General features: G+C 44.2%; 17 protein-coding genes. 15 read left to right on the top strand and 2 right to left on the bottom strand.

Features of this window, described 5'->3' with window-relative positions:
• The 7 genes from wsfD to AC1DLM_RS19790 form a co-directional block, all read left to right on the top strand.
• A partial coding sequence (gene wsfD, locus AC1DLM_RS19820) for a glycan biosynthesis hexose transferase WsfD (RefSeq protein WP_477570925.1) occupies positions 1–874 on the top strand: 874 nt, incomplete at its 5' end.
• Entirely contained in the window at positions 867–2,432 is a 1,566-nt protein-coding gene (locus tag AC1DLM_RS19815) for a hypothetical protein (protein WP_477570924.1), read from the top strand. The genes wsfD and AC1DLM_RS19815, both read left to right, overlap by 8 nt.
• Positions 2,429–3,679, top strand: a complete 1,251-nt coding sequence (locus tag AC1DLM_RS19810) for a glycosyltransferase family 2 protein (protein WP_477570923.1) — start codon at positions 2,429–2,431, stop codon at positions 3,677–3,679. The genes AC1DLM_RS19815 and AC1DLM_RS19810 overlap by 4 nt, the downstream gene beginning before the upstream one ends.
• Positions 3,680–3,693: 14 nt before the next feature.
• Positions 3,694–5,784, top strand: a complete 2,091-nt coding sequence (locus AC1DLM_RS19805; RefSeq protein WP_477570922.1) for a cellulose biosynthesis cyclic di-GMP-binding regulatory protein BcsB — start codon at positions 3,694–3,696, stop codon at positions 5,782–5,784.
• Entirely contained in the window at positions 5,781–6,635 is an 855-nt protein-coding gene (locus tag AC1DLM_RS19800; protein ID WP_477570921.1) for a diguanylate cyclase domain-containing protein, read from the top strand. The genes AC1DLM_RS19805 and AC1DLM_RS19800 overlap by 4 nt, the downstream gene beginning before the upstream one ends.
• Positions 6,636–6,815: 180 nt before the next feature.
• Positions 6,816–6,968, top strand: a complete 153-nt coding sequence (locus AC1DLM_RS19795; protein WP_477570920.1) for a hypothetical protein — start codon at positions 6,816–6,818, stop codon at positions 6,966–6,968.
• A gap of 67 nt (positions 6,969–7,035) precedes the next feature.
• Positions 7,036–9,105 (top strand): thioredoxin domain-containing protein, encoded by a 2,070-nt coding sequence (locus tag AC1DLM_RS19790; RefSeq protein ID WP_477570919.1) that lies wholly within the window; start codon positions 7,036–7,038, stop codon positions 9,103–9,105.
• Positions 9,106–9,283: 178 nt separating this feature from the next.
• On the opposite strand, the gene AC1DLM_RS19785 is transcribed toward AC1DLM_RS19790, so the two are convergent.
• The gene (locus AC1DLM_RS19785; protein ID WP_082593545.1) at positions 9,284–9,442 is read right to left on the bottom strand and encodes a DUF1540 domain-containing protein; all 159 of its coding nucleotides are present in this window, start codon (positions 9,440–9,442) and stop codon (positions 9,284–9,286) included.
• Positions 9,443–9,855: 413 nt separating this feature from the next.
• Here AC1DLM_RS19785 and AC1DLM_RS19780 point away from each other — a divergent pair, with 413 nt between their 5' ends.
• Positions 9,856–10,074 carry a hypothetical protein gene (locus tag AC1DLM_RS19780; protein ID WP_056620823.1) on the top strand — a complete coding sequence of 73 codons (219 nt, stop codon included), beginning with the start codon at positions 9,856–9,858 and terminating at the stop codon, positions 10,072–10,074.
• 148 nt (positions 10,075–10,222) lie between these two features.
• Here AC1DLM_RS19780 and AC1DLM_RS19775 read toward each other — a convergent pair whose 3' ends face one another.
• Entirely contained in the window at positions 10,223–12,145 is a 1,923-nt protein-coding gene (locus AC1DLM_RS19775; RefSeq protein ID WP_477570918.1) for a glycosyl hydrolase family 18 protein, read from the bottom strand.
• Between the two features lie 176 nt (positions 12,146–12,321).
• Here AC1DLM_RS19775 and AC1DLM_RS19770 point away from each other — a divergent pair, with 176 nt between their 5' ends.
• From AC1DLM_RS19770 to AC1DLM_RS19740, 7 genes are all read left to right on the top strand, one after another.
• Entirely contained in the window at positions 12,322–12,855 is a 534-nt protein-coding gene (locus AC1DLM_RS19770) for a DUF309 domain-containing protein (RefSeq protein ID WP_441986664.1), read from the top strand.
• On the top strand, positions 12,852–13,580 hold the full coding sequence (locus tag AC1DLM_RS19765; protein ID WP_477570917.1) for a response regulator transcription factor: 729 nt from the start codon (positions 12,852–12,854) through the stop codon (positions 13,578–13,580). Before AC1DLM_RS19770 ends, AC1DLM_RS19765 begins: the two co-directional genes overlap by 4 nt.
• A complete protein-coding gene (locus AC1DLM_RS19760; RefSeq protein WP_477570916.1) occupies positions 13,573–15,048 on the top strand; it encodes a sensor histidine kinase in 1,476 nt (491 codons plus the stop codon). The genes AC1DLM_RS19765 and AC1DLM_RS19760 overlap by 8 nt, the downstream gene beginning before the upstream one ends.
• A 73-nt stretch (positions 15,049–15,121) precedes the next feature.
• On the top strand, positions 15,122–15,733 hold the full coding sequence (locus AC1DLM_RS19755) for a hypothetical protein (RefSeq protein ID WP_477570915.1): 612 nt from the start codon (positions 15,122–15,124) through the stop codon (positions 15,731–15,733).
• 42 nt (positions 15,734–15,775) lie between these two features.
• Positions 15,776–17,533, top strand: a complete 1,758-nt coding sequence (locus AC1DLM_RS19750) for an efflux RND transporter periplasmic adaptor subunit (protein ID WP_441986660.1) — start codon at positions 15,776–15,778, stop codon at positions 17,531–17,533.
• A 26-nt stretch (positions 17,534–17,559) separates the two neighbouring features.
• Positions 17,560–18,282 carry an ABC transporter ATP-binding protein gene (locus AC1DLM_RS19745; protein ID WP_441986659.1) on the top strand — a complete coding sequence of 241 codons (723 nt, stop codon included), beginning with the start codon at positions 17,560–17,562 and terminating at the stop codon, positions 18,280–18,282.
• The gene (locus AC1DLM_RS19740) at positions 18,279–19,457 is read left to right on the top strand and encodes an ABC transporter permease (RefSeq protein ID WP_441986658.1); all 1,179 of its coding nucleotides are present in this window, start codon (positions 18,279–18,281) and stop codon (positions 19,455–19,457) included. The genes AC1DLM_RS19745 and AC1DLM_RS19740 overlap by 4 nt, the downstream gene beginning before the upstream one ends.
• Positions 19,458–19,459: the final 2 nt, after the last annotated feature.

Genomic DNA, 19,459 nt, shown 5'->3' with positions numbered 1-19,459 from the left:
GCAGCAGAATGCTCCTGTGGGTATGATTATTGCAGTTTTTGGCGTTTTCTTCATCTATATTCGTAAGGCGAGGTCGTTTCGCGTCATTACGGCAACGGTACTAATTGCTATTTTAGGTGTTGGTATTGGCAGCTATGTGCTAATTCCTCAGGAATTTTTGAATATCAATAAATACCATGCGATGACACGCGGTGTGATCATGGGCTCAGTGAATCCTGAGAAGACGCTCGAAAGTTTCGGTATTGATAAACAATTTGCAGTCCTTGATGAGACCTTATATTATGATCCCTACTCGTCAGCTGCAGTGGATTCAGAGCTTATGCAGGAAAAATTTTATAATAAATATAGTATGGCCTCGATACTCGGTTACTATTTCTTACATCCTGATCAAGCTGGAAAAATGCTCAATTTAGCTGCACAAGATGGTTTTAGCATTAGGCCGCATGCGCTTGGGAATTATGAGGCATCGACAGGCAAATCATTTGGTTCACAAACAATATTTTTCTCAAGTTACAGCTTGTTGAAAGATTGGCTAGCTCCTAAAACCTTTGGATTCGTAATCCTCTGGACTCTCATTATTATGGGGTTATATGTACCGTCTTTTGTGAAAGCCATTAAGTCACGACAACGTAGGAATGCTGTGAGACTACCTTTGATTCTGATGATGATCGTGATTGGTCTATCTGGGATTTTCGTTTCCATTGTCGGGGCTGGGGATGCTGACATTGCCAAGCATGAATTTTTATTCACTTTAGTATTCGATCTCGTTTCATTAATTACGATATGTGATTTAATTGCAAAGAGATTATGGATTCAGGAAGTTGAAGAAGACACGGACATTGGAGCTTTGCAAGGAGGTGAACATCGTGCATAAGCAGCGATTCCAACGATCAATTCTTTTTATTCTATCTTGCCTGCTACTTATGTTTTGCTATCCGAGCGCTACTTCTGCGAATCAAACCGAGAAGACTTCTGTCCTCCTCGTCTATGATAGCCTAGCTAAAGGCACGCCAAAAGAGGGGAATGTTGAGGCTGTTCAGCGATTACTGGCTTCATTTGGAGTTCAAGTGACGGTGACATCTTATGAGAGTTATGAAAAAGGAATGCTCCTTAAGTTCAGTAAAGTTATTACGATTCGCAATGCAGATGATGTGATACAAACGTTAGAATTATTTAAGCAGGATATGAATGAGTACGTAGGGGAATATATGCATATAGGGAATGGGCTTCCTGCTAATATTCGACAGGATTTGAACCTGGAAGATCAACTGTTAGATCAAGATAACATACGTCTTGCAATCGGACAGTTCTCCMAAAGCTCAATTACAGCCAGTAACATTACTTTTATAACGAAATTTAACGGGACCTCATATGGACAAATAACTTCCGAGAGGAAGAAGACAACTTCACCTTACGGTGTTCTACATGGTAAATACGCCTATATCCCTTACATGGTAAATGGAAATTTAAGTGAGCAAGCAGCAGCTTTTGTCCTAAAAGACTGGTTGTCTGTCAAGACGGTTAGTCATAGTTATGTATTATTGAATGAGATTTATCCCTTTTCTGATCTTGAAATGCTCAGTGAAATGGCGGAGCGCCTATATGAAGCAGGGATTCCTTTTATCGTCAGTGTACAGCCAGTTCTAAACAATTTAGATTTCCCCGCTATGCAGCGATATTTGGAAGCCATTAAGCATATACAGTCGCGAAACGGAAGTATTGTTGTAAATGCACCCGTTGTAAATTCGACAATTAGTCAGGACATAACGATATTAAAATCACAAATGAGCTCCTTTCTAGATGCGTTGGCTGCGTATGGAATTGTTCCCTTGGGTGTTGGTACTGAGCTTTATTGGACTTATGACCAACATTATAGTGGAAATGGATTATCTTTTTTTCAATCAGGTATTATCTTCCCTAATCAGCGCATCATGTATCGAGCACAAACTTCAACGTCAAGTGCATTTACATCAGCTATGTATACCATACAATCAAAGGAAATTAGCAATTATGTCATTTCTTCTAAAACGATAGATCCTTTGCCTATGAATACCGCGTTTGTCTATCCCTTCCCCATAAATCACCAAGAAATGGAAGAAACACTGGACACTTTATTAACAAGTTGGACAACATTTGACGATTATAAGAATGATGAGCATAGTGTCCGCACGGAAAAGAACGAATTAACCTCACATAGCGGTCACCTGCTAATCAATGGACAGGCTATTGCACTAAACAATGCGATAACTGAGATCGACTCTGATCACACCTATGTGCGAGAAGTGAAGAAGAGCTTTGCGACCTTGTTTTCCGTGCAAAATAATATCTTTATTGTACTTATCTTAACGACACTTCTTATTTTTATGGTATTTCTCATCATTGGGTATCGCATGTACAAACGAAAATTCACCCATCAGGAGAGGTCATTATGACAGTTGCAGATATTTTGATGCTAATTTCCGTCTTCTGTATTTGGTCACTGTTATTGGTTAATGTGATTCTAATCGTAGCAGGCTACTTGTACTATATTCAAATTGAGAACAAACCGGTTGCACCTATAGAAGGTGAGCCACCATTCGTTAGCATCATGGTTCCGGCACACAATGAGGCAAAGGTAATAACCAAAACGGTGGAATCCTTACTCGCGCTATCGTATCCTCATGATCGATATGAGATTATCGTCATCAATGACAATTCCTCTGATAATAGCAGTGTCCTATTAGGAAATCTCCAAACGAAGTACCCAAACCGCAATTTGATCATCTTAAACACGGATAATGTGATAGGTGGGAAAGGGAAGTCCAATGCTTTGAATTTGGGTTTTAAACGAAGCAAAGGAGAACTTATTGCCATCTATGATGCAGACAATACCMCGGAGAAAAYGGCTTTGACGTATCTAGTTTCCGAAATAACGCATGATGCTAGMCTAGGAGCCGTAATCGGGAAATTTCGAACACGCAATCGTGATGCAAGCCTCTTGACTCGTTTTATTAATGTTGAAACCTTATCATTTCAATGGATGGCACAAGCGGGGAGATGGAAGTTATTCAAGCTGTGTACCATTCCCGGTACGAATTTTATTGTTCGGCGTTCGATCATCGAGCAAATGGGTGGTTGGGATGTGAAGGCAATAGCAGAGGATACGGAAATTAGTTTTCGCATTTACTTAATGGGATACAAGATTAAGTTCCAGCCTAAGTCAGTCACATGGGAGCAAGAGCCACAAACAGTTAAKGTATGGTTTAAGCAGCGAACGCGATGGGCGAAGGGAAATATTTACGTCATCGTCAAAAACATCCCCTTATTATTCAAACGTTCGGCTCGAAACATTCATTTTGATATTTTATACTATCTCTCGATATATGTATTGTTGCTAACCTCGTTAGTCATGTCCGATTTACTTCTCATATTGCATGCTTTGGGTTATGTAAGTACTACTATTGCTAGTTTTAGCTCTTTCTTGTGGGGGCTTGCCATTATCTTATTTATTCTTGGGACATTCATTACGTTAGTAACAGAAAAGGGTGAAATGAAGCTTTCGAATGTTTGGATTATAATGCTCATGTACGTTTCTTACTGCCAGATGTGGATGGTTGTTGCAGCATATGGTATGTACGCGTTTTTGAAGGATTTGGTATTCAAGCGTGAAGCCAAATGGTATAAAACCGAAAGGTATTAGATTGGGGAGAATTTATGAAGAAACGATGGCTGTTGATTACGACCGTTTGTCTTTTATCCCTGTTTACTTCGTTAAGTTCAACAGCAGGGGCGGAAGAGCTTTCACCAACTGGGAATAAACAATACCAAACTAATTTTGCAGATACGTCGTTACTTGGCGGCGTAACCTATACATCGCAGTACTTTCAGATTGAGGATTATTGGAATGTAGCTAGTGTAGAAGTTCATCTCGATTATGAGATTTCGCGCCTTCTGCAGAATGACCGATCTAGTGTAACGTTATCAATAAATGGAAAGCCGTTTCACTCATTTCGTCCGGTCATTCAAGAAACGAAACAACAGCAGTTGACTGTCCTTGTACCTGTTTCGTATCTCGTGAAAGACGTAAATACGCTAACTGTTCAAGGGAATTTCGAAACAACCGCGCCACTCGCTGTGAATGCTTGTTTGCCGACAGCCACGCGAGATAATTGGTTGCAAATATCCAAAACCTCCCGTATCTCAGTGAATTATGCAAACACGGCTATTCAGAAGAATATCCGGAATTTCAATGATCATTTTATCGGGTTGGATACGATCAAAGAAGGTCTGAATGCGATTCTGGTCACAGAAGGGGAAAGTAATTTGGCTGTACTTGAAGCGGCTACCTACGCGCTTTCTGGATTCGCTAAGGTGAATCCTCTTTCGGATAAAGGGATTCCTATTGTCGCATACAGTGCGGATAGTATGAAAACAAAGCAAGCCCTTATTCTCATCTCCTTCTATAATGATCTGCCTCAAGAAGTGAAGTCAACGATTCCAAGCGATGATTTAGATAATAAAGCCTACATTAAGTTGGTTACTTTTGCGGGAAAACCGACGTTAGTGGTCACTTCTTTGGATACTGCTTTACTGGTGAAAGCAGGTCGATTACTAGGCAATCAGTCGTTGCTTAGTCAGCTTGACACGGATACGAAAGTAGTCGATGCCACAACAGAGGTAGAGTCCCCGACAATGAGTATTAGCCGAAACATAACGTTAACGGAAACAGGCGATAAGATTCTTGGTGACCGTCATCGTGAGAAATTTTATTTCGTCTCACTTCCAGGTAACCGTTCAATCGCGGATGCGAGCAAATTGAGCATTAAGTATCGTTACGCGAAAAATCTAGATTTCGATCGATCTATGGTTACGATCCTCATCAATGATACACCAATTGGCAGCAAGCGCTTGTCTACGGAGCTCGCAGACAATGATCATATTGATATTACAATCCCCAAAACATTGAATATTAGCGGGAATTTCACAGTGAAAGTTGCTTTCGATTTGGAACTCAAAAATGCAGGCTGTATTGAGAATCAGGATCAAATGCCATGGGCATTTGTAGATAAGGATTCTATGTTACAGCTTAATACCAAAGATAAAGCGGACATGCTGTTTAACAATTACCCTTATCCATTTCTGCGAGATGGCAGCTACAATCAGTTGGCAGTCGTTCTGCCCAAAGAGCATGATACCTACTTATACCAAACGATTTCGAACATTTTTAATTTGCTAGGGCGTTACGCGCAGACCAATACCGGGGAAGTTCTCTTTTACCAAGATAATGTCGCGGCTTCACAACTGAAGAACCGCGAGATCATCGCTATCGGTAGTTATTTAAATAATCAAGTTATCCGTACGAATAATGACAAGCTATATTTTCAATATGATAAAAGCGGCACAGGCTTCGTCTCCAATGAAAAAATGAGTATCGATGCTAACTATKGCACTCGTATAGGCTCGCTTCAATTGATCGATTCACCTTATGGGAATGGCTTCGGGCTGCTCGCCGTCACAGGGGCTAGTTCAGAGTACGCTTATTTGGCCTCTAAACTTATCGGCTCGGAAGGGACGTTGTGGAAAGTATTCGGCGATGGAGCCGTTACAGACATTGACGGGCAAATTCATGCGTTTCGTTTTAAAAAAATAGCGACGACAGAACCATCTACAGTATTGAACGATGTCATGAATCGCAAAGATGTTCTGGGTTTCATGGTTGCTGTTGTCCTTGTTGCCTTATTGGTTATTCTCTCGCTTATCCTGCTCATTCGTAAATACCGAAAGAAGCGGAGGGATCGTAGATGAGGCGGTTACAAAGCAGTATGGTTTCGGATGGCGCATTTATTTTCCTGATTATTGTCTGTTTCGTATGTATCGTATTTACCGCGGGTAACCCMAATCTCTATATCCAAAATATTATTTTCTTGAACCTCGCGTTGTTAATTTCAATCGTTACCTACTTTACAAACGTGACAACCKGATTGATTTTAAATATCCTTTTCATCTTCGGGTACGGCACATTCACGCTGTATCAAACGGTGGTAGTGGGCGGGGTTGTCGGACCTCAGAACTATTTCTGGCTCATCATGACGCCACTATTTACGATCACAACGTGGCTGCTTACTTATGGTAATCGCCAGCTTCAGTTGGAAAATGAACAATTGCAGAAGGCGAACAAATCTCTCGCAACAGTAGATGCCAAAACGAGCTTAAAGAATACATTTTCGTTCCAATCCKATGCAACGATCTTCATGGCCCTGTCAGTTCGTTATCACATCCCGTTAACACTTCTGGTTTTCAGTGTGAAATACTGGGATGAAATTCGGCGTATTATTGGAGAAGAGCAACTAATGGAGGCCGTACTTGATCTGTCACAGATGAGTCAGACCAGCATCCGTACGAATGATTCACTCTATTTGCTCAATAAGGAAAATCCAATGTGGGGCATGCTGTTATTCACAGATCGACCGGGAGCTTCTATCGTAATTGATCGATTGAGAAATAGCGTGGAGGAGCGAAACCGGGATGAGTACAGGGAGAAATACCGAGTCGAGCTTATCTTGAAGATGGGCGCGATTGAATATGATGCGAAGGAAGTTCCCAACCCGTTGGAGTTTATTACGCTGGCGAAGAAGCAATTGGAATTTGATGTCTAAATATCAGGTACAGACAATTAAAGATTGATTTGGAAGTTTCGACATCGATTAGAAAATACGGCGAACGGTCTGGATTTTCTTTCAAGAGAAGCGTTATTATCTAGTATAAGCGAGCTGGCCGTGGGGCCGGATGCTCCGACTTTGATATTTGTCACCCATCATATTGAGGAGATCCTCCCGATGTTTGGTCAAACGGTACTCATTCGTCGTGGTGGTGTGTTTGCCAAAGGTGATACGCGCGAAGTGCTGACAAGTGAAAGTTTGTCGTCCTTCTTTGAGACCTCAGTAGAAGTGAAACGGCAGAACCAACGTGCCTGGATTTCGATTCCGTAGACGAGCAAAGGGAATGATAAGTGCTGAGAGTAGTAATAGTATTTAACAACCAAGGAGGTGTTGCCTCATGACAACTCACATCAAACCCAATAGATTAGCCAAGGAAAAGTCACCTTACTTGTTGCAACACGCATATAACCCAGTGGACTGGTACCMTTGGTCGGAAGAAGCTTTTGAAAAAGCGAAGCAGGAAAATAAGCCTGTGTTCTTATCTATTGGGTATAGTACTTGTCATTGGTGTCACGTCATGGCACATGAATCTTTCGAGGACCAAACCATCGCCAATATGTTAAACAAGGATTTCATCTCGATCAAAGTAGACCGGGAAGAGCGTCCCGACATCGATCACATCTATATGGCAGTTTGTCAGGCGATGACTGGACAAGGTGGCTGGCCGCTGACGGTATTCCTAACACCCGAGAAGAAGCCATTTTTTGCAGGGACTTATTTTCCACGCAGCCGCAAATATAATCGAGCCGGCATGGTTGAGATCATTGCACAGCTTGCAAGCAAGTGGAGGGAGGATCCTGAGCGAGTTCGCGAGCTTGGTGAGCAAGTGACTACGGAAACGTCACAAAGGTTGCTTGAGAATCAAACCGGAGGCACGTTGGCAGAAGAAACGCTACATGAGGCATTTCGCTTATATGTGTCCAATTTTGATGCAGAACATGGTGGCTTTGGTACGTTTCCGAAGTTTCCAACCTCCCATAATTTGTCATTCCTACTCAGGTATTATAAGAAAACGGGAAATGAGCAGGCGCTTGAAATGGTTGAAAAAACGCTAGACGCTATGCACCGTGGGGGAGTGTATGATCATATTGGGTTCGGATTCGCCAGATATTCTGTTGATGCCCATTGGTTAGTGCCGCATTTTGAGAAAATGCTGTATGATAACGCACTACTGGTGATGACGTATATTGAAGCTTATCAGGTGACAGGGAAAGATCAATACGCCGAGGTCGCAGAGCAAATTATTACGTATGTTCTACGTGATATGAAGGACGAAAGCGGCGCATTCTATTCCGCGGAGGATGCCGATTCGGAAGGCAAGGAAGGCAAGTTCTACGTCTGGACGATGGACGAAGTTGAGGACGTGTTAGGCATTGACGAGGGAGATCTCTATAGCGAGATCTATGGTTTGACGGAGTCGGGGAATTTTGAGGGGAAAAATATCCCGAATTTACGCGACACGACGCTGGCGTCTGTGGCAAGGCGGAAGCAAATCCCTTTGGATGAGCTGAAACAGCGGTTGGAGGCTGCCCGCGTCAAGCTGTTCGCGCATCGCGAACAACGAATTCATCCGGGCAAGGATGATAAGATTCTGACCGCGTGGAACGGTCTGATGATCGCTGCGCTGTCCAAGGCGGCACGCGCCTTGGACAAGCCTTCCTACGCGGCCGCCGCGACGAAGGCCGCGGACTTCCTGCTTCGCGAGCTGCGCCGCGAAGATGGGCGCCTGCTCGCTCGCTATCGCGATGGCGAAGCGGCGTTCCTGGGCTACGTGGACGACTACGCGTTCCTCGTATGGGGACTGATCGAGCTGTACGAGACCACGTTCGAGCTGCGCTTTCTCCGTGAAGCGGTCCAGCTGAACGCAGAGATGCTTCGTCTCTTCGGCGACGAAGAGAGGGGCGGGCTCTTCTTCTACGGCAGCGATGCCGAGCAGCTGCTCACCCGCCCCAAAGAGATCTACGACGGCGCAATGCCGTCGGGGAATGGTGCAGCCGCGCTCAACATGCTGCGGCTGTCCAAGCTGACCTACGACGCGAAGCTGTCGCAGGCAGCGGAAGAGCAGCTCCAGGCATTCGCCGGAGCTGTCAGCAAGTACCCGCCGGGCCACGCGCTAACGCTGGCCGCGCTTGATTTCGCTTATGGCGCAGCCAGCGAAATCGTGATCGCCGGCGACCCAGCGAAGCCGGAGACACAGCACATGCTGCGTACGGTGCAGCGGCAGTACCTGCCGAATGCGCTGCTGGTGCTTCATCCGCCGGGCGCGGCAGGCGAAGAGGTGCGCCAGCTGATTCCGCTGGTACAAGATAAACTGCCGCTCGGTGGCCGAGCAACAGCGTATGTCTGCGAGAATTTTGCCTGCCAAGCCCCAACACAAGATGTGGAGGAGATTGAAAATCTCTCTTGACTCTAGAATCTCTTTTCTTGATAATTTATCCGTACTCGAAATGTCTCCATTGAAAATCTCTTCTCAGACGGCTGATAATAATTATCATTATTGGTTACAATAGTGTTAGAAACATAAAAAGAGGCCCGAAGGCCTCTTTTCAAACTCTCTTTCAATCTTTAGTCATCTCAAAGATGAACTAAACCTTGGATTCAAATGTTTTACAATCCGTTTCTTCCGAATTGCGCGCTTGATCACTACCGTGGTGGCTCACGATCGAAATCGAGCTAGCTTTGCATTTGTTTTCATTGGCCCAATATTTGCAGGAATTCACTTCACACATTACATCTTTTGCCATGTCTCTTTCACCTCCCTTACGTCTTAGGGTGGGCGAAAGAGGCCTCTTTTTATACATTGTGCTAAAAATACTTCAGGAGAGGGAACGTAGATCCCTTATTTATGCAAAAAGGGCCAATTTCAAACCTAAAGGGGAACGTTATTCCCTTATTTTTCCTCAAACACGTCTAACCCACTCAAATCCAACGAATAGCGGAACCACGTTCCCCTTCACCGCCAAAACTCCCGTTTATCCGAAAATAGAGCACTGACGTTCCCTCAGACATATAAATTTGTTGGAGCAGGATCTAGAGTGATGCCGATGGGCTGGCGGAAATTGTGTGATGTAAGTTAGCGCAAGGAATAGGAACAAATGTCCCGGCAGTCCGAATATACTTGAAGTAGCGCATCAACGAACTTCAAGGGGATGAAGAGATGGCCGAGAAGAATGAGTTACAAACCTGTGTCAGATGCAAATACGTTGCCGTGAAGGAAGACAGGTATTGCATACGTTGTGGGGCGCCGCTCAAGAACAAATGCACCAAAGAGAAATCCCTTATGCACAAGGGATGCTATAAAGTTAATAAGGCGGATGCCAAGTACTGTGCGGATTGCGGTACGGAAACGACGTTCAGCCAGCTGGGACTCATCTAGTTGGAGTAGGGGGTTTACCCAATAAAAAACCTGAGACAAGGACGAAGTCCTCAACTCAGGTTAATTTGTCTTCTTACCCATCAGTATTGTTGTCTTCTTACCTGACAGGTTAATTTGTCTTCTTACCTATCGCTCTTTTTCCCCTCACTTACTTCTTCTGCAACACAGCCTGCCATAGATCCGGTGTATCATAACCTAAGCGCCAAGCCGCGACACCAGCGATATCATACTTTTTAGCGATATCCATACGAGCCGTGACGGTTGCTTGATTCTCCAACCAGAATACGAATGTGTAACCATTTTCTTTGTACTCAACCTTATATTGCCCGAATTCGTTGTCCCACGTTTGCGTGGTCGATTTGGAAGCCATCAGCGCAGGAATGTCTTTCATGAGAACAGTGCGATTCCCGACTAAAGCTCCTTTGGCATCCAACTGCCATTCGCGTACATAATACGGGATGCCTAGAATGATTTTATCCCGCGGAATACCGTAGGAGAGGAACTCTTGAACTCCGCCATCAGCCCAAGGAATACCAGCAACCGAACCAGGTGAGGTGCTTCCTTTCCAGAACTGATCGTAGGCCATGATCACCATGTAATCGACGATTCCACCAAGCTTCTCATGATCGAAAGCGGAAAGATGATTCCATTTCACGCTGCCGCGCGGTAAGTCAATAGAAATGACTAAACCTTTCGCATGCGCAGCGTCTGTCAATTTGGAAATAAACGCCGTAAAGGCATTGCGATCAGAACCCGCTAAGCTTTCGAAATCCACATTGATCCCTGGAACTCCCAATTGCACAGAACGATTAATCAAAGTCGTAATAAACTTGTCTTGGGCAGCACTGTTTGCAAGGAATTGTGTTGTTAAGGTAGAGCTGAATTGATTGCTAACCAATGGATATACGGTGTAACCGCTTTTTTGCAACCATTTGACCGTATCAGCATTCGACGTATCTTTCAGATTACCTGTGTTATCTGCCAACTCGAAATAGGAAGGAGAATCGACATCAAGTCCAATCGTATTGGAGACATGAGCTTTAACAACCTCTGCACCTGAKCTGCCGTTCCATCCCCAGACTTGCAGCTTTTTGAAATTATCCCAAAGTGTACGATTTTCCAACGTTTGAATGGAAGCATTACTGTACAGTTTCCCATAGGAAAGGGCTTCTGGAAGGGTTCGGAACTCACCAATTAGATTGGCGCTCTGATACACTTGATAAGAGGCATAATTGTTCCAAATCTTACGGCCTTCGCGGTAAATGGTGCTGTGTCCCCATAACTTTGCATAACTAATGGCTTCATCAATGGATGTAAATTCCTGAAGAAAAGCGTCATTTTGAAAAACTTTATATGGTTTAAGATTGCTGTACACCGTTTGTTTGGAGTTGCTATTTACGACAGTGGAATTCCCCCATTTGAGAGCCTCTTGAATCGCATCCTCTAAGGAAGCAAATTCCCAATTTGAAGCTGAAAATGTACCTTGATATACCTTATATACTAGGCTGCCTGAACGATTTGCCTCTTTCACATCTTGGGAGATGTTATCCCAAATCCATCCGTTCGAGTTCAAATCGATAATATGCGCATTTCCCCACTTTTTGGCTTCCGCAATGGCGTCTGTGAGACTCGTAAACTTCCACGAATCCTGCGTAATTTCATTTTGATAGAGTTGATATCGCGCATAATTGTTCCACACCCAGCCCGTGGATTGTAAATCCCGAACACTTGCGTTGGTCCATTTCTTGGCTTCTGCGATAGCCTCATTCAGTGTGGCGAATTGCCACTCCGGCAGGGTAATATCTTGCTGATAAACCTGATAACGAKGGAGATTGCTCCAAACCCAAGTCCGTGAGCCTATTTCTTCTACGTGGCTGTTCGAAAACCATTTGGCATACGCTTCTGCCTGTGCATACGTTGCAAATTCCATAAGGACTTGATTGTACTGGTAGACGCGGTATTTCGTCGTTTTGTCTATGCTGGAAGGACTATTGCTAGCTGCAAGAACGGTTGAAGGTAACGTCATGGAGAGAAGTAAAGTACCGCTAAGTAACCATTTTCCGATTTTCATTCTTTCGCCTCTTTCTAGTAAGCTACTCTATTGGACGCATGAACTAGTAGATTGGTTGCGCTTCCGACTAGCTGGAAGTTCATGGGTGTCCGCGCGAAATTGGACGATGACCTGACTTTTTAGTAACATGAGAGATATTGGTTTACCGTGATGAACTTAAGGTGAGGGGAATACAAATGACGCAATATCCAGAGGCATACACCGATTATTTATGTTATTTTCACGGAGCGCGGGATTATTTCGAATGTCATGAAGTGATGGAAGAGTATTGGAAAGAGCATCCCAAGGATCCAGCAAGATTAACGTATGTTGGGCTTATTCAAATAGCCGTGGGGATGTATCATAGCCGAAGAGGGAATTATGCGGGTGCTGTGAAAATGCTGCAAAGTGCAGCAAATAACCTCCAAGCGGAGGAAGTTCGCACGTTGGGACTAGACGAAGTGGAACTCCAGGCAAGAATTGAGCATGCTTGGCAAGCGATCGGAACCGAGAACTATCAATTTGTAGATATGAATTTGCCTATAGCGGATCCTGAGCTGTTGCACTTATGTTTAGAATTATGTCAGCTCAAAGGGTGGAATTGGCAAACTCCAAGCCTGATGTCTGATGAGATGATTATTCATAAGCACACGCGAAGAGATCGATCCGAAGTGATTGAAGAGCGAGCGAGACAACAAGTTATTCGAAAGGAATTAGGTGAAAACCGATGAATTCGGAAGGTAAAATTTTAGTCGTTGAAGATGAACCTAATATTTCTGAAGTTGTTAAGTTATATTTGGAGCATTCGAATTTTGAAGCTATTCAATTGTTTCGCGGCGGTAATGTACTGAAGACCATCATAAATGAGAGACCTAGCTTGGTGCTGCTTGACATTATGCTGCCGGATATTTCAGGCTACGAGTTGTGTGAGGAAATTCGAAAAATGGACGCTCCTTTTCATCATACACCGATTATTTTCTTAACTGCGAAAGGGGAGTCCTTGGACAAGCTGAGAGGTTTTAATTTGGGTGTAGATGATTATTTAGTGAAGCCTTTTGACCCGAACGAGCTCATTGCGCGGATTAAGGCCGTACTTCGGAGAACGATGCAACCGCCTGCTGAGATGACAGGTCCTCAAAGCTCTCCGCGTAAATGGTTGGAAATGGGTAATATTATGATCGACTTAKAGCAATATCGTGTTACGGTTGGAGGCAATCGTATTGAATTAACGCCTAAGGAGATTGAACTATTGTTTTTCTTAATGAGCAACCCTGGTCGAGTATTTACTCGTGAGGATTTACTGGGGTATGTGTGGAATTTTGACTTTACAGGAGGCACGCGTACTGTAGATGCACATGTGAAAAACCTTAGGAAGAAGTTAGGCCAGCATGAGACTTGGAATATTCAAACACTATGGGGGATTGGATACTCATTTGAGGTTGTTCAGCATGTTTAAGCGTTGGGTCATGGGGAAATACAATAGCTTATATATTAAACTATTCCTTTCTTTTCTCGCGACCTGTGTGCTTTTTTTTATTGCGCTATTCGTGTTTTGGAATTCTTATTTTACCGATCTTTTCTATAAGGATAAAATCGAACTTCTTGGCAAAAGAAATACGGAAATTATCCGATTATTGGATTCGGTTCAGGATGGCACGATTTCTACACGTGAGTTGAAATATACGGTTCGGATTTTAGCTAGAAGCATTAATGGACAAGTCTGGCTCGTAGATGAGAAAGGAAACATTTCTAATGGTTCTTCGGATAGTGAAGGAAGAGCGATTCCGAAGCAGATGGATGCTTTGTTCATTGATGGTTTGCACGGCCGTTCAGGACATAGCATGATAAGTTTAGTAACGCCGGATGGGATGCGAAATTTATTTGCTTACTATGCGCCCTATCAATTGAACGAACAACCGATGGTCATCATTCTTCATTTCCCTGCAGGTGATATTCGTGAGGTTATCTCTGCAGTACGTCTGAACCTCTGGTTACCTTTACTGTTTTCTCTCATCGCAGTTGGCATTATCCTGTTCGTTGTTTCCAGGAAACTTGCAGGGCCGCTGCAACAAATGAATCGTGCAGCTTTAGAATTGGCTCATGGAGATTTCAAGACGCGTGTACCTGTCAATTCACAGGATGAAGTTGGGCAGCTTGCTAGAAGCTTTAACTTTATGGTGGAGAAATTAGAGGAGTGGGAGGAGACGAGGCAAGAGTTTCTGGCTAATGTCTCTCATGAGCTCAGATCACCTTTGACATCCTTACGTGGTTTCATCGTTGCCATGAATGATCATATTATTCCGCAAGAGAAGTATCCGCACTATTTACATATATGTGATCAAGAGGTACAGCGGCTGCAACGACTTGTCACAGATCTTCTGGACCTTGCTCAGATTCAAAATGGGGTGGATGTATTTCGATTACGCCCTGTTGACATCATCGAATCCGTAGAGGACTCACTCGAGTTATTGAAGCCTGCTATTGCGGAGAAGAACATTTCATTGCATCTCATTTTGCCTGATGAAAATACGGATGGTTGTTTCGTGCAGTTAGACCCCGATCGATTTGCCCAAATCATTCGTAATTTAATGTATAATTCGTTGAAATTCACCCCAGAAGGGGGGACTTTAACTGTCGCATTAGAAGAGCATGAGAAAGAGGTTCATTTATATATTAGAGATACAGGGACTGGGATGACGGAAACCGAATTATCACGAATCTGGGATCGATTCTATAAAGCGGATGAAGCTAGAACATCCGATTCGGATGCTATTTCGGGAACTGGGTTAGGACTCACCATTGTCAAACATCTGGTCACGGGGATGAAAGGCAACGTTTCCGTTCGCTCCCGAATTGGTGAAGGTACGGAGTTTCGCATCGTTTTTCCAAGGAAAAAAGAAATGTTCACAAAATCGTCACAATAGTATCATACTTCATACACATTTATCGCCTATCCTGTTGCTGATGGATAGGTTTTTTTTTGGAGGTGTATGTTAGTTGATCATTCGTACTCGCAGTAGTTTGCTGTGTTTGATCCTCACGACMTTCTTGTTAGTCGGATGTACCAAACAGGATATTGGACAAGCCGAATCCTCTGCAACTGGGAACCCGACTATGCCTGCTTCCACCCAAGTCTCGCAAGAGCTCCCTATGGCTGAAGATGTACAGAATGCAACAGAACAGCGGCTGGTTATGCTATTTCAAGGGTTAATCGTGATGGATCGACAACCGTTATTAGCATTGACTGCAGAGCAATCTCGATCCATTTTGCCCATCGTACGCAAAAGTGAAGAAGAAGGCAGCATCGACGAATCCGAACGTAAAGCAATCATCCAAGTGTTAACGAATGAACAGAAAGATTACCTGGATGAACAATCGAAACTATTGAGGCAACGTATCGCGGAACGAGTGAAAACTCACAAGGAAGCGTTAACGGCGGCGGAGAGGRAACGATTTGTAAACGCTTTCGAAAAAAGGAGGAAGTCTGAGCAGCGGGTTGAAGCTGGTGTGACAGAGCATGTAAACAATGTTGTGCCATCTCTGGATACACGAGGAATGGGGACCAGTATTGAACAGCAATTAATCGATTTGCTGATCTCGAAGTTGTAAGGTCATGTACAAGCGCACAAATGCTAAGGGGGAAGTAACAGAATGAAATTTTTTCGCAGTAAATGGTTCATTTTGATTGTGGCAATTCTCGTTTGCGCTGGTGGTTCCTATGCGTATCTAGCCAAAGGGAAGAAAACGAAAGCAGCAGAGACCAAAGAAGTTACGGTTGATGTTAAAAAAGGGAACATTCGCTCCTCCGTTTCGGGAACAGCTCAATTTGAGCCGAAAGATACCCAAACCATTTCGTCGACGGAAAATGCTAGCATTAAATCGATTAACCTGACACGTAATCAAGCAGTTAAAGCGGGAGACGTGCTGATCGAGTTGACAAGTTCAAACTTGGAAAACGATCTTCAAGATGCCAAAGTGACTTATGAGCAATTGGAGAAAGATTTGAACACGAAGCAGCAACAAAGAGGAATAACAGGCGTAAAGGCGCCAATTAGCGGCAAATTAACGTATGCCAATATTGATGTTGGCGCAACGATTAATAAATCTACGAAAATCGCTACGATTGGCGATGCAAGTACGCTAACAGTAAGCTTGCCATTTTTTGTGGAGGATGCTGCACAACTACATAAAGGCGATATCATAGACATAACCGTAGATGGTTTCATGATAACCAAAACAGGAACGATAGCGGCCATTTCCAAAGACCCGAAATCGGATGGTAAGGGTGGCAAGCTTGTCGATATCGATATTCAAATTAAGAATGACAATTCCATGGATGCAGGATTGAATGCCATGGGATCTGCAACGATTGGCGGACGTACGGTTGACTCTCAAGGGAAAGCCGCACTTCAGTACGTGCAGGTTGCTACAATACTGGCAGGTACGACAGGCAGTATCTCCACAATGCCTTTCAAAACCGGGGTAATTGTACATCAGGGTGATCTGCTAGCCTCCTTCCTGAATGACACCTTAGACGATGATATAACGACGGCGCAAGCTGCACTAGAACGTCAGAAGTTGAAGGTGGATGCGGCACAAGATCGCGTAACTGCTCTGAAAATTCTCGCTCCTTTCGATGGTGTATTCTCCACAGATTTCGTGAATAAAAAAGTGGATATTCTTAGCAACTTCCGACCAGGAACAAGGGTTACAAGCGGAACTCAGTTTGGTACAGTAGCAAGTTTTGCCAAAATGCAGCTTCCTGTCCAAGTGGATGAGCTTGATTTGCCGAACATTAAAGTTGGAATGAAGGCGGAAATTAAAGTTGACTCCTTCCCAGGTCGCACATTCCCAGCAGAAGTGACACAAGTTTCTACGGTAGGTACAACGACGAACGGTGTAACGTTCTACGATGTTATCTTAGCCACAGAAAATAAAGATAATGTGTTGAAATATGGGATGACGGCAACTGGCGAAATTCTGATCCAAGATAAGAAAGATGTCCTTTATATCCCGCCAGAAGCGCTTCAGCTGCAACGTGGTAAACGTGTTGTAACGGTGAAGAAAGCAGATGGAACGTCAGAACCAGAACATGAAGTGAAAATTGGTATTCGTTCGACAACACAAATCGAAATCACGGATGGTCTTAAAGAAGGCGATAAAGTCGTATTGCCTGCGGCTGTTAAAAGACAGCAAAATTTAAGCCAAGACGAGATTAATCGCTTAAGACAGCAATTCCAGCAAGGCGGCGGTGCCGGCGGAGCAGGTGGCTTTGGCGGTGGTGGAGCTGGTGGCTTCCAACAAGGTGGTGCAGGCGGTGCAGGCGGCGCTGCCGGTGGTGGCAATGCCGGAGGCGGAGCTGCACAGCGTACGCAAGTTGGCGGTAATGCCGGTGGCGGTAACAGATAAGGCTGCCCCTGAAAGGAGCTATTGCTTTGAAGAATATCATTGAACTGAAAGATATAACGAAAACTTATAGGCGCGGTGAGGAAGATCTTCCCATTCTGCGTAACATATCGTTAACAGTTGCCGATGGCGATTTCGTTGCCATTATCGGTCCCAGTGGATCCGGCAAATCGACATTAATGAATACGATCGGCTTGTTGGATGTGCCAACATCAGGCAGCTATACCCTGGACGGTGTCGTTACGGAGCGTATGAGTGATAATGAATTGGCTGAGCTTAGAAATCAGAAAATCGGCTTTATTTTCCAGCAATTTAATCTGCTTCCTAGACTAACCGCGATGGAAAATGTTGAGCTCCCGATGATCTATGCTGGCATTTCAAAGAAAGAGCGCAAGGAACGTGCGAATGCGATGTTGAAAATGCTCGGCATGGGCGAACGTGGTCATCACCGGCCAAGTGAGCTGTCAGGCGGTCAACAGCAGCGGGTAGCCATTGCACGTGCGTTGGCCATTTCACCTTCGCTGATTCTAGCGGATGAGCCGACAGGTGCTTTGGACTCGCGGACAGGTGAGGAAGTACTGGAGCTTATCCTGCAGCTGAATGCACAAGGTAACACCATTGTTCTCATCACGCATGATCATCATATCGCGAATAATGCGAAACGTGTCGTCGCCCTTCGCGACGGCGTCATTGTCGATGACTACCGGAATGACGCGAAGAAGGCTCTGTTGCAGCAAGAGGTGAGCGTATGAAGGTAAGTGAACTGATCCGGATGTCGCTTCGGACGATCATTTCAAGTCCGCTGCGTACATTTCTGACCATGCTTGGCGTAATTATTGGCGTAAGCTCAGTTGTCACACTCGTTTCCATCGGACAGGGAACTTCGGAAGCTATTGCGAAGCAATACGAGAACATGGGAACAAATTTGCTCGTTGTAACGGCGACGGGGAATGGGCGTGCGACACAGCTCGGTTACGAGGATTTGATGAATTTTGAGAATTTCCCAGAATTCAAATCCATAGCGCCAACGATGTCCAAGAATGGTTCGAATGTCAAATATGATCGTACGCAAGAAAAATATAATGTATTGGGAACGAATGACCGCTATTTCGACATCATCAAAGCTACAATCGACAAGGGTCGAAATTTGTCGCCTACAGACCTTGAATTTCGTTCGAATGTAGCCATTTTGGGCAGTGAGGTCACGAAGAAATTTTTTGGGACATTGAATCCAGTTGGTGAAAATATCAACATTGATGGTGTTGTTTTCAACGTGATCGGTACACTCAAGGAAAAGGGCTCCAATATTGGTGGTGCTTCTGTAGATAGCTCTGTGATCGTGCCGTTAGAATCTGCTAGACGTCAATTCAAGCTGGGTCAAATTCGAACAACGTATGTGGAAGCACCTACGAAGGACGATATATATACAGCGCAAGAGACGATGAAGCAGTACCTGACGTATAAATTCAAGAGCGATACTGGATTTGTACTTACGAATCAGGACGAGCTGTTGAAAGCACGGACTGAAGCAACGAACACCCTTACGAATCAATTAGTGGCGGTTGCCTTGATTTCCTTACTCGTCGGTGGAATTGGAATCATGAATATTATGTTAGTTACGGTAAGTGAACGAACACGTGAAATTGGGATTCGCAAATCAATTGGGGCTAAGCGTCGTAATATTTTGCTTCAATTCCTAGTGGAAGCGGTCGTTATTAGTGGTATGGGTGGATTAATTGGACTGCTGCTAGGTATCGGATTCTCGTATGCCTTGCCATATTTTAGTCCGAAGCAATCGACAAGTCTTTCCTTTGATGTAGGCCTTTATTCTTTCTTATTCTCGGTATTAGTCGGAGTGATTTTTGGTTTATATCCGGCAAACAAAGCATCTAAACTGCGTCCGATTGACGCATTGCGTTCTGACTAAAT

The sequence above is a fragment of the Paenibacillus sp. 01T442 genome (genome assembly GCF_056398345.1).
Note: the sequence above shows the minus strand (reverse complement) of the source record. Positions and strands in the feature narration are given on the sequence as shown.

What these genes read in the sequence shown, in the direction of transcription:
- AC1DLM_RS19740 (WP_441986658.1), top strand. Translation starts at nt 18,279, where the DNA reads ATGAAGGTAAGTGAACTGATCCGGATGTCGCTTCGGACGATCATTTCA.
- AC1DLM_RS19795 (WP_477570920.1), top strand. Translation starts at nt 6,816, where the DNA reads ATGTTTGGTCAAACGGTACTCATTCGTCGTGGTGGTGTGTTTGCCAAA.
- AC1DLM_RS19750 (WP_441986660.1), top strand. Translation starts at nt 15,776, where the DNA reads ATGAAATTTTTTCGCAGTAAATGGTTCATTTTGATTGTGGCAATTCTC.
- AC1DLM_RS19785 (WP_082593545.1), bottom strand. Translation starts at nt 9,442, where the DNA reads ATGGCAAAAGATGTAATGTGTGAAGTGAATTCCTGCAAATATTGGGCC.
- AC1DLM_RS19760 (WP_477570916.1), top strand. Translation starts at nt 13,573, where the DNA reads ATGTTTAAGCGTTGGGTCATGGGGAAATACAATAGCTTATATATTAAA.
- AC1DLM_RS19780 (WP_056620823.1), top strand. Translation starts at nt 9,856, where the DNA reads ATGGCCGAGAAGAATGAGTTACAAACCTGTGTCAGATGCAAATACGTT.
- AC1DLM_RS19770 (WP_441986664.1), top strand. Translation starts at nt 12,322, where the DNA reads ATGACGCAATATCCAGAGGCATACACCGATTATTTATGTTATTTTCAC.